This is a genomic window from Escherichia sp. 94.0001 (assembly GCF_013369155.2).
GTDB lineage: Bacteria > Pseudomonadota > Gammaproteobacteria > Enterobacterales > Enterobacteriaceae > Escherichia > Escherichia coli_F.
The window spans coordinates 71,782-82,936 of record NZ_JABWMS020000018.1 but is presented as its reverse complement, the minus strand read 5'-3'; the positions used below and the strand labels follow the sequence as shown (position 1 = coordinate 82,936).

At 47.5% G+C, this 11,155-nt stretch carries 11 protein-coding genes and 1 pseudogene; 8 read left to right on the top strand and 4 right to left on the bottom strand.

The window, feature by feature from the left end:
* Positions 1-135: 135 nt before the first annotated feature.
* Positions 136-654 carry a molybdopterin-guanine dinucleotide biosynthesis protein MobB gene (mobB, locus tag HEN33_RS11510; RefSeq protein ID WP_001620772.1) on the bottom strand — a complete coding sequence of 173 codons (519 nt, stop codon included), beginning with the start codon at positions 652-654 and terminating at the stop codon, positions 136-138.
* Positions 636-1,220, bottom strand: a complete 585-nt coding sequence (mobA, locus tag HEN33_RS11505) for a molybdenum cofactor guanylyltransferase MobA (protein ID WP_032185590.1) — start codon at positions 1,218-1,220, stop codon at positions 636-638. The genes mobB and mobA overlap by 19 nt, the downstream gene beginning before the upstream one ends.
* A 69-nt stretch (positions 1,221-1,289) precedes the next feature.
* Between mobA and HEN33_RS11500 the strand changes: the two genes are divergently transcribed.
* The 4 genes from HEN33_RS11500 to HEN33_RS11485 all read left to right on the top strand — a co-directional run bounded on the left by HEN33_RS11500 (position 1,290) and on the right by HEN33_RS11485 (position 4,850).
* Positions 1,290-1,559, top strand: coding sequence for a YihD family protein (locus HEN33_RS11500; RefSeq protein WP_001295263.1), 270 nt, complete (start codon positions 1,290-1,292; stop codon positions 1,557-1,559).
* Between the two features lie 76 nt (positions 1,560-1,635).
* Positions 1,636-2,622 carry a stress response kinase SrkA gene (gene srkA / locus HEN33_RS11495; protein ID WP_176262924.1) on the top strand — a complete coding sequence of 329 codons (987 nt, stop codon included), beginning with the start codon at positions 1,636-1,638 and terminating at the stop codon, positions 2,620-2,622.
* Between the two features lie 16 nt (positions 2,623-2,638).
* Entirely contained in the window at positions 2,639-3,265 is a 627-nt protein-coding gene (gene dsbA / locus HEN33_RS11490) for a thiol:disulfide interchange protein DsbA (RefSeq protein WP_000725337.1), read from the top strand.
* A gap of 154 nt (positions 3,266-3,419) precedes the next feature.
* Positions 3,420-4,850, top strand: coding sequence for a DUF945 family protein (locus HEN33_RS11485; protein ID WP_176262990.1), 1,431 nt, complete (start codon positions 3,420-3,422; stop codon positions 4,848-4,850).
* A 40-nt stretch (positions 4,851-4,890) separates the two neighbouring features.
* Here the strand turns inward: HEN33_RS11485 and HEN33_RS11480 are convergent, their stop codons facing one another.
* Positions 4,891-5,823 (bottom strand): acyltransferase, encoded by a 933-nt coding sequence (locus HEN33_RS11480; protein ID WP_001562383.1) that lies wholly within the window; start codon positions 5,821-5,823, stop codon positions 4,891-4,893.
* A 363-nt stretch (positions 5,824-6,186) separates the two neighbouring features.
* On the opposite strand from HEN33_RS11480, the gene polA reads away from it, so the two are divergent.
* Positions 6,187-8,973, top strand: a complete 2,787-nt coding sequence (polA, locus tag HEN33_RS11475) for a DNA polymerase I (protein WP_000250006.1) — start codon at positions 6,187-6,189, stop codon at positions 8,971-8,973.
* A 165-nt stretch (positions 8,974-9,138) separates the two neighbouring features.
* The gene (locus HEN33_RS27095) at positions 9,139-9,186 is read left to right on the top strand and encodes a spot 42 RNA, inhibition of DNA synthesis (RefSeq protein WP_071892919.1); all 48 of its coding nucleotides are present in this window, start codon (positions 9,139-9,141) and stop codon (positions 9,184-9,186) included.
* A 168-nt stretch (positions 9,187-9,354) separates the two neighbouring features.
* Here HEN33_RS27095 and yihA read toward each other — a convergent pair whose 3' ends face one another.
* Positions 9,355-9,987 (bottom strand): ribosome biogenesis GTP-binding protein YihA/YsxC, encoded by a 633-nt coding sequence (yihA, locus tag HEN33_RS11470; protein ID WP_032304183.1) that lies wholly within the window; start codon positions 9,985-9,987, stop codon positions 9,355-9,357.
* Positions 9,988-10,283: 296 nt separating this feature from the next.
* Between yihA and HEN33_RS26335 the strand changes: the two are divergent.
* A pseudogene (locus HEN33_RS26335) lies at positions 10,284-10,450 on the top strand (hypothetical protein).
* Between the two features lie 118 nt (positions 10,451-10,568).
* Entirely contained in the window at positions 10,569-11,078 is a 510-nt protein-coding gene (gene yihI, locus HEN33_RS11465; RefSeq protein ID WP_001295266.1) for a Der GTPase-activating protein YihI, read from the top strand.
* Positions 11,079-11,155: the final 77 nt, after the last annotated feature.

The window sequence follows — 11,155 nt, the reverse complement described above, 5'->3', positions numbered from 1 at the left end:
TAGTGTGGGGTCTCCCCATGCGAGAGTAGGGAACTGCCAGGCATCAAATTAAGCGAAAGGCCATCCTGACGGATGGCCTTTTTGCATTGGTGCAGAAAATCATGCCGGATGCGACGCTGGCGCATCTTATCCAGCCTACTTTTGCATCCACTCCACCACAAAATCAGCCAGCCCCTCAACATCATTAATATCCAGTAACGCGACATCAAGATTAAGCGGCACATCACTGGCTACAGCAATAACATGTCTGTCTATCACTAATTCTTCCGGTCGATGTCCGGCTCCATCGCGAAACAGCACAATCTTTGCGATCTCTTCATGCTTAAACCCTTCGACCAGAATCAAATCCAGCTTTGAGGTATCCATTCGACTTGCGAGAAAATGTAGATCCAGCTCTTCTTCGTCTGGTGTTTCCGTCATCAAGGCCCATCGCTGCTGGCTGGCAACGATGGTTTGTGCCGCGCCAGCCTTGCGCAGCTCATAGCTATCTTTGCCCGGTTTATCAACATCCATATCATGGTGCGTATGCTTAATCAGCCCTGGACGGATCCCTCTGGCGCATAATGCCGGGATCAGTTTTTTCAGCAGCGTAGTTTTTCCAGTGCCGCTCCACGCGGCAAAGGCGAGTAACGGTATCATCGTTTTTCCTGCCATCGGGCAAGCTCCTCTGGCGTATTCACGTTTACAAATGCATCTTTATGATCGCTGAAATCGACCGCGTGACCGCCAGCCAGACGCATAAATGCCATTACCCGGCGTTCTCCTGCTTGCAGATATTCCAGTAATAAAGGCTCAATTGCGCGGTTTACCAGAGCAATAGTCGGGTGATCGCGTTCACCGTCGTGGACCCACACGACAGGCGCATCTTTGCGCTGATGATTAAGCCGGGCAGCTAAATCAGGGGGAATGTAAGGCGTATCGCATGGGCAAAACAAAAACCACTCCCCCGCTTCCTGCTGCATTACTGAAAGCATTCCTGCCAGAGGGCCTGGGTAATCCGCCAGTGTATCTTCAATCACTTTCAGACCGCTTGCCTGATAGATTTCCTGATGACGATTAGCATTAACCACGACGTGAGAGAGCTGCGTCATAAGCGCGTCAGCGACATGTTGCCATAATGGTTTGCCGTTTAATTCAAGCAATCCTTTATCTACGCCGCCCATTCGTCTGGCTTTACCGCCCGCCAGCACAACGCCTGTTATCGTCGTCATCAGATTCACCGATATCGCCTCTTTTATTGTGGGATTGACCCTGCTAACGTGTCTGTCTCAAGAGTAAGGAGCATTACTATGAAATGTAAACGTCTGAATGAAGTTATTGAACTCCTCCAGCCAGCCTGGCAAAAAGAGCCAGACCTTAACCTGCTGCAATTTTTGCAGAAACTGGCGAAAGAGTCAGGTTTTGACGGCGAACTGGCGGATTTGACGGATGACATTCTGATCTATCACCTGAAAATGCGTGATTCCGCGAAAGATGCGGTGATCCCGGGTTTGCAGAAAGATTATGAAGAAGATTTCAAAACGGCGCTGTTACGCGCTCGCGGCGTAATTAAAGAGTAAAAGCTTGTAAGCGGTGCCACCAAAATCATCGTGAAATGATATCCTTCATCATTCGTAATGTTTTCCGGATGATGGGATGAACAACAGCGCTTTTACTTTCCAGACACTACACCCGGATACCATCATGGACGCTCTGTTTGAGCATGGGATCCGGGTGGATTCCGGTCTTACCCCGCTTAACAGCTATGAAAACCGTGTCTATCAATTTCAGGACGAAGATCGTCGACGTTTTGTCGTCAAATTTTATCGCCCTGAACGTTGGACAGCCGATCAAATCCTCGAAGAACATCAATTTGCGTTGCAGCTGGTTAACGATGAAGTTCCGGTCGCAGCACCTGTGGCCTTTAACGGTCAGACTTTATTGAATCATCAGGGATTTTATTTCGCTGTTTTTCCAAGCGTCGGTGGTCGCCAGTTCGAAGCTGATAATATCGATCAGATGGAAGCTGTTGGGCGTTATTTAGGGCGTATGCACCAGACGGGGCGCAAACAGCTTTTTATCCATCGCCCGACCATCGGTCTGAATGAATATCTCATTGAGCCACGCAAGCTGTTTGAGGACGCTACACTGATACCTTCCGGGTTGAAAGCGGCATTCCTGAAAGCGACAGATGAGCTGATCGCCGCCGTTACAGCACATTGGCGGGAAGATTTCACCGTTCTGCGGCTACATGGAGACTGCCACGCCGGGAATATTCTCTGGCGTGATGGTCCAATGTTCGTTGATCTGGATGATGCACGTAATGGTCCGGCTATTCAGGATTTGTGGATGTTGCTCAATGGCGATAAATCCGAGCAGCGGATGCAACTGGAAACTATTATTGAAGCTTATGAAGAATTTAGCGAGTTCGATACCGCTGAAATCGGACTGATTGAACCTTTACGCGCCATGCGTTTGGTTTATTATCTTGCCTGGCTAATGCGGCGTTGGGCTGATCCCGCGTTCCCGAAAAATTTTCCGTGGTTAACCGGGGAAGATTACTGGCTGCGACAGACGGCGACTTTTATAGAACAGGTAAAAGTTCTACAAGAACCCCCTTTACAATTAACACCTATGTATTAATCGGAGAGAGTAGATCATGAAAAAGATTTGGCTGGCGCTGGCTGGTTTAGTTTTAGCGTTTAGCGCATCGGCGGCGCAGTATGAAGATGGTAAACAGTACACTACCCTGGAAAAACCGGTAGCTGGCGCGCCGCAAGTGCTGGAGTTTTTCTCTTTCTTCTGCCCGCACTGCTATCAGTTTGAAGAAGTTCTGCATATTTCTGATAACGTGAAGAAAAAACTGCCGGAAGGCGTGAAGATGACTAAATACCACGTCAACTTCATGGGGGGTGACCTGGGCAAAGATCTGACTCAGGCATGGGCAGTGGCGATGGCACTGGGCGTGGAAGACAAAGTCACTGTTCCGCTGTTTGAAGGCGTACAGAAAACCCAGACCATTCGTTCAGCATCTGATATCCGCGATGTATTTATCAACGCAGGTATTAAAGGTGAAGAGTACGACGCGGCGTGGAACAGCTTCGTGGTGAAATCCCTGGTCGCTCAGCAGGAAAAAGCTGCAGCTGACGTGCAATTGCGTGGCGTTCCGGCGATGTTTGTTAACGGTAAATATCAGCTGAATCCGCAGGGTATGGATACCAGCAATATGGATGTTTTTGTTCAGCAGTATGCTGATACTGTGAAATATCTGTCCGAGAAAAAATAATTCAATGTAAATTACATAAAGCCCGTGAATATTCACGGGCTTTTTTTATTATTTAATAAATATAAATACATTCTGATAATGCGTCCTGCCGCTGGACATTATTTCAGCATAAGTGGATATTCAAAGTTTTGCTGTTTTATCAGGGAATATTTATATGATACGTAAGTCAGCTATAGGTGTTATTGTTGCGTTAGCCGTAATCTGGGGTGGTGGCACATGGTACACAGGTACGCAAATTCAGCCTGGTGTCGAAAAGTTTATTAAAGATTTTAACGATGCTAAAAAGAAAGGTGAACATGCCTACGATATGACGTTAAGTTATAAAAACTTTGACAAAGGCTTTTTTAATTCTCATTTTCAAATGCAAATGACATTTGATAACGGTGCACCCGATCTCAATATCAAGCCAGGCCAGAAAGTTGCATTTGATGTGGATGTTGAGCACGGTCCGTTGCCCATCACAATGTTAATGCGTGGTAATGTCATCCCCGTACTGGCAGCGGCAAAAGTGAACTTAGTGAATAATGAACTGACACAACCGCTATTTATCGCCGCAAAAAATAAATCGCCCGTGGAAGCGACATTGCGATTCGCGTTTGGTGGCTCATTCTCCACGACATTAGATGTTGCCCCTGCAAAATATGGAAATTTTTCTTTTGGTGAAGGCCAGTTTACTTTTAATGGTGATGGTAGTTCATTGTCTAATCTGGATATTGAAGGCAAAGTCGAAGATCTTGTTCTGGAATTATCGCCATTGAACAAAGTAACAGCGAAAAGTTTTACCATTGATTCTCTGACGCGATTAGAAGAAAAGAAATTTCCGGTTGGCGAAAGCGAGTCGAAATTTAACAAGATTAACATTATCAATCAGGGAGAAGACGTTGCCCAAATCGATGCTTTCGTTGCAAAAACCAGGCTGGATCGCGTTAAAGACAAAGATTATATCAATGTCAATCTGACCTACGAACTTGATAAGTTAACAAAAGGGAATCAGCAACTCGGTAGTGGTGAGTGGTCCTTGATTGCGGAATCTATTGATCCCTCAGCGGTGCGCCAATTTATCATTCAGTATAACATTGCGATGCAGAAGCAGCTTGCTGCACACCCTGAGTTAGCAAACGATGAAGTTGCTCTGCAAGAAGTGAATGCTGCATTGTTCAAAGAGTATTTACCGTTATTACAAAAAAGTGAGCCGACCATTAAACAACCGGTAAGATGGAAGAACGCACTCGGCGAACTAAATGCCAATCTGGATATCAGTATTGCCGACCCAGCCAAATCTTCATCATCCACAAACAAAGATATTAAATCGCTCAATTTTGACGTGAAGTTACCGCTTAATGTTGTCACAGAAACCGCAAAACAGCTTAATTTATCTGAAGGCATGGATGCGGAAAAAGCGCAAAAGCAGGCTGATAAACAAATCAGCGGGATGATGACATTAGGTCAGATGTTTCAGTTAATCACGATTGACAACAATACCGCCTCGCTGCAACTGCGTTATACACCGGGTAAAGTTGTTTTTAACGGACAGGAGATGAGCGAAGAAGAATTTATGTCTCGTGCCGGACGTTTTGTTCATTAAAATACTCACTCGCCTCTGCTCATTCAGAGGCGAGCAAAATTTACTTGTCCTGTCGCTGTGATGACATCAACGACGTCAGAAGCCGGTCTTTTTCCTGCCACAGTGAGTTCAGCCATTGCTGAAAATGGCGCTTAAAGCTTTTGTCATTGATGTAGTCGCCATGTAACTCATCGGAAATAGGCTGCAAATCCACATGTACGACAATTCGCGTCAGTTTACCGCTTAACATATCGAAGAACGGCTGACGGTTATTGTCCGGATAACACAGCGTAACATTAAGCAGTTTATCGAATTGTTTACCCAGTACATTTAGCGCCATCGCAATGCCTGCCGCCTTTGGTGGCAACAAGTTTTGAAAAGTGGAGTGCGTTTGCTGATGTTTTTCTTGCGTGAAACGGGAGCCTTCAACGAAATTAACAATGGTGGTGGGATGCAGGCGAAACTTTTCACAAGAACGCCGAGTAGTTTCAACATCTTTACCACGTCTCTCCGGATGACGTAATAAATAAGCGCGGGAATAACGCTTCATAAACGGCATATCCAGCGCCCAGCATGCCAGGCCAAGAAATGGCACCCAGGCAAGCTGCTGCTTGAGGAAATATTTATTCATCGGAATGTGCTTACGAAACAGCACGCACAGTACGACAATATCTGCCCAACTACGGTGGTTACAAATAAGCAGATACCAGTTCTTCTTACTTAACCCTTCCAGCCCGTGAACTTCCCATTGCAGGTGTGGGTTCAGATGCAGTAATACCGCCAGACTTTCACACCAGCAATACATCATAAAATCACAAAAACGCGAAACCTTTCGCCAAATGACTGGCACAGGTAGCAATAGTTTTACAATCCCGGCAATGATGATCGGGACGGAGCAAAAAATAGTGACCAAAATGGTCAATACGATACTCAGCAAAAGGGTTATCGCAGCGAGTATTCTCGTCATAATGAATTTATTCAAAAGGTTAGCCATAGACAGTGCGCTAAAGAAGCGCAAGGCGCCGATTTTAGCAGAAAACGCCCCAAATAACGGATGATCCTTAAGGAGAAAAATAATTCATATCTATCCACATTAGAAAAAATCCCATTATCACAATTATTAGGGATGGCTTTATATTTAACTGTATGAAAAGCAAAGACAAACATCATGCTGTAAAAAGCATGATAATAAATTAAAAGCGATGTAAATAATTTATGCACAAAGTTATCCACATGACGATTTGCGAGCGATCCAGAAGATCTACAAAAGATTTTCACGAAAAGCGGTGAAAAACTCATGTTTTCATCCTGTCTGTGGCATCCTTTACCCATAATCTGATAAACAGGCACGGACATTATGGTTCAGATCCCCCAAAATCCACTTATCCTTGTAGATGGTTCATCTTATCTTTATCGCGCATATCACGCGTTTCCCCCGCTGACTAACAGCGCAGGCGAGCCGACCGGTGCGATGTATGGTGTCCTCAACATGCTGCGCAGTCTAATCATGCAATATAAACCGACGCATGCAGCGGTGGTCTTTGACGCCAAGGGAAAAACCTTTCGTGATGAACTGTTTGAACATTACAAATCACATCGCCCGCCAATGCCGGACGATCTGCGTGCACAAATCGAACCCTTGCACGCGATGGTTAAAGCGATGGGACTGCCGCTGCTGGCGGTTTCTGGCGTAGAAGCGGACGACGTTATCGGTACTCTGGCGCGCGAAGCCGAAAAAGCCGGGCGTCCGGTGCTGATAAGCACAGGCGATAAAGATATGGCGCAGCTGGTGACGCCAAATATTACGCTTATCAATACCATGACGAATACCATCCTCGGCCCGGAAGAGGTGGTGAATAAGTACGGCGTGCCGCCAGAACTGATCATCGACTTCCTGGCGCTGATGGGTGACTCCTCTGATAACATCCCTGGCGTACCGGGCGTCGGTGAAAAAACCGCGCAAGCATTGCTACAAGGTCTTGGCGGACTGGATACGCTGTATGCCGAGCCAGAAAAAATTGCTGGGTTGAGCTTCCGTGGCGCGAAAACAATGGCGGCGAAGCTCGAGCAAAACAAAGAAGTGGCTTATCTCTCTTACCAGCTGGCGACGATTAAAACCGACGTTGAACTGGAGCTGACCTGTGAACAACTGGAAGTGCAGCAACCGGCGGCGGAGGAGTTGTTGGGGCTGTTCAAAAAGTATGAGTTCAAACGCTGGACTGCTGATGTCGAAGCGGGCAAATGGTTACAGGCCAAAGGGGCAAAACCAGCCGCGAAGCCGCAGGAAACCAGTGTTGCAGACGAAGCGCCAGAAGTGACGGCAACGGTGATTTCTTATGACAACTACGTCACCATCCTTGATGAAGAAACACTGAAAGCGTGGATTGCGAAGCTGGAAAAAGCGCCGGTATTTGCATTTGATACCGAAACCGACAGCCTCGATAACATCTCTGCTAACCTGGTCGGGCTTTCTTTTGCTATCGAGCCAGGCGTAGCGGCATATATTCCGGTTGCTCATGATTATCTTGATGCGCCCGATCAAATCTCTCGCGAGCGTGCACTCGAGTTGCTAAAACCGCTGCTGGAAGATGAAAAGGCGCTGAAGGTCGGGCAAAACCTGAAATACGATCGCGGTATTCTGGCGAACTACGGCATTGAATTACGTGGGATTGCGTTTGATACCATGCTGGAGTCCTACATTCTCAATAGCGTTGCCGGACGTCACGATATGGACAGCCTCGCGGAACGTTGGTTGAAGCACAAAACCATCACTTTTGAAGAGATTGCTGGTAAAGGCAAAAATCAACTGACCTTTAACCAGATTGCCCTCGAAGAGGCCGGACGTTACGCCGCCGAAGATGCAGATGTCACCTTGCAGTTGCATCTGAAAATGTGGCCGGATCTGCAAAAACACAAAGGGCCGTTGAACGTCTTCGAGAATATCGAAATGCCTTTGGTGCCGGTGCTTTCACGCATTGAACGTAACGGTGTGAAGATCGATCCGAAAGTGCTTCATAATCATTCTGAAGAGCTCACTCTACGTCTGGCTGAGCTGGAAAAGAAAGCGCATGAAATTGCAGGTGAAGAATTTAACCTTTCTTCCACCAAGCAGTTACAAACCATTCTGTTTGAAAAACAGGGCATTAAACCGCTGAAGAAAACGCCGGGTGGTGCGCCGTCAACGTCGGAAGAGGTACTGGAAGAACTGGCGCTGGACTATCCGTTGCCAAAAGTGATTCTGGAGTATCGTGGTCTGGCGAAGCTGAAATCGACCTACACCGACAAGCTGCCGCTGATGATCAACCCGAAAACCGGGCGTGTACATACCTCTTATCACCAGGCAGTAACCGCAACGGGACGTTTATCGTCAACCGATCCTAACCTGCAAAACATTCCGGTGCGTAACGAAGAAGGTCGTCGTATCCGCCAGGCGTTTATTGCGCCAGAGGATTATGTGATTGTCTCGGCGGACTACTCGCAGATTGAACTGCGCATTATGGCGCATCTCTCGCGTGACAAAGGCTTGCTGACCGCATTCGCGGAAGGAAAAGATATCCACCGGGCTACGGCGGCAGAAGTGTTTGGTTTGCCACTGGAAACCGTCACCAGCGAGCAACGTCGTAGCGCGAAAGCGATCAACTTTGGTCTGATTTATGGCATGAGTGCTTTCGGTCTGGCGCGACAATTGAACATTCCACGTAAAGAAGCGCAGAAGTACATGGACCTTTACTTCGAACGCTACCCAGGCGTGCTGGAGTATATGGAGCGCACCCGTGCGCAGGCGAAAGAACAGGGCTACGTTGAAACGCTGGACGGACGCCGTCTGTATCTGCCGGATATCAAATCCAGCAATGGTGCTCGTCGTGCAGCGGCTGAACGTGCAGCCATTAACGCGCCAATGCAGGGAACCGCCGCCGACATTATCAAACGAGCGATGATTGCCGTTGATGCGTGGTTACAAGCTGAGCAACCGCGTGTGCGTATGATTATGCAGGTACACGATGAACTGGTATTTGAAGTTCATAAAGATGATGTCGATGCCGTCGCGAAACAGATTCATCAACTGATGGAAAACTGTACCCGTCTGGATGTGCCGTTGCTGGTGGAAGTGGGGAGTGGCGAAAACTGGGATCAGGCGCACTAAGATTCGCCTGAACATGCCCTTTTTTCGTAAGTAAGCAACATAAGCTGTCACGTTTTGTGATGGCTATTAGAAATTCCTATGCAACAACTGAAAAAAAATTACAAAAAATGCTTTCTGAACTGAACAAAAAAGAGTAAAGTTAGTCGCGTAGGGTACAGAGGTAAGATGTTCTATCTTTCAGACCTTTTACTTCACGTAATCGGATTTGGCTGAATATTTTAGCCGCCCCAGTCAGTAATGACTGGGGCGTTTTTTATTGGGCGAAAGAAAAGATCCGTAATGCCTGATGCGCACTGATTATCAGGCCAACGGTAGAAGTGTAATCTATTGAATTTACGGGCCGGATACGCCACATCCGGCACAAGCATTAAGGCAAGAAAATTATTCGCCGTCCTGCGTTTCTTTTACAGGCTGCATCTCGCTAAACCAGGTATCCAGTTTCTGCCGCAGCTTGTCCACGCCTTGTTTCTTCAGTGAAGAGAACGTTTCAACCTGCACATCACCGTTAAACGCCAGCACCGCTTCACGCACCATATTCAATTGCGCTTTACGTGCGCCGCTTGCCAGTTTGTCCGCTTTGGTCAGCAGCACCAGCACGGCGATATTGCTGTCTACCGCCCACTCAATCATCTGCTGATCCAAATCTTTCAGCGGATGGCGAATATCCATTAGCACCACCAGACCTTGCAGGCTCTGACGTTTTTCGAGGTACTCGCCGAGCGCGCGTTGCCATTTGCGCTTCATCTCTTCCGGGACTTCCGCGTAGCCATAGCCGGGCAGGTCAACCAGACGCTTGCCGTCAGCCACTTCAAACAGGTTGATAAGCTGGGTGCGCCCTGGGGTTTTTGAGGTCCGCGCCAGGCTTTTCTGGTTAGTCAGCGTGTTCAGCGCGCTGGATTTACCTGCGTTGGAACGGCCTGCAAAAGCCACTTCAATTCCGGTATCGGAAGGTAGGTGGCGAATATCAGGCGCACTCATCACAAAATGCGTCTGTTGATAATTCAAATTAGTCAAAGCGGTCGTCTCCGTCAGTCAAAGCTTTGCGGCGATTATACCTGAACCATAATAAAAGGCGGATTTTTCGGCGTGAGCGTTGTAAGTAAAAGCCATACGCTTTGTGAGACATTGCCGATAGTCTTTATGCGAAATAGCAGAGAAAATTCTGCGATGCATGTCAAATAAGCTATATAAATCAGTTAATTGCTTTTATATAAAACTCTGAAAATGTGCAAATACTGATGGCGGTTGATTGTTTGTTTAAAGCAAAGGCGTAAAGTAGCACCCATAGAGCGAGGACGCTAACAGGAACAATGACTCAGGATGAGGGTCAGGAGCGCCAGGAGGCGAAGACAGAGGATTGTCAGGAAGACAAACGTCCGGAGACGTAATTAAACGGAAATGGAATCAACACGGATTGTTCCGGCTAATGGAAAAACAGGGTGTGTTGGCGGCCTGCAAGGATTGTAAGACCCGTTAAGGGTTATGAGTCAGGAAAAAAGGCGACAGAGTAATCTGTCGCCTTTTTTCTTTGCTTGCTTTCTGTTAGATTCCGCCGCAAATCTATACTGAATAAAACGGCTAAAAGACGAACCATTATGAAACCATCATCTTCAAACTCACGCAGCAAAGGTCATGCAAAAGCGCGTCGAAAAACACGCGAGGAGCTGGATCAGGAAGCTCGTGACCGTAAGCGTCAGAAAAAACGTCGTGGTCATGCGCCGGGCAGCCGCGCAGCGGGCGGTAACACCACGTCAGGCAGCAAAGGCCAGAACGCACCGAAAGATCCACGTATTGGCAGTAAAACCCCTATTCCATTGGGCGTGACTGAAAAAGTCACCAAACAGCACAAACCGAAGAGTGAGAAACCTATGCTTTCACCGCAGGCGGAGTTGGAGTTACTGGAAACGGATGAGCGTCTGGATGCGCTGCTGGAACGTCTGGAGGCAGGCGAAACCCTGAGCGCCGAAGAGCAATCCTGGGTGGATGCCAAACTGGATCGTATTGATGAGTTGATGCAGAAACTCGGCCTCTCTTATGACGATGACGAAGAAGAGGAAGAAGACGAGAAGCAAGAAGACATGATGCGTCTGCTGCGGGGCAACTAACGGATTGCCGCCGTGGGCCTTCCCGTTCTGCTGATAACCCTTCCGGTTATATGTTATCTGGTGTGGTTATTCGTTAA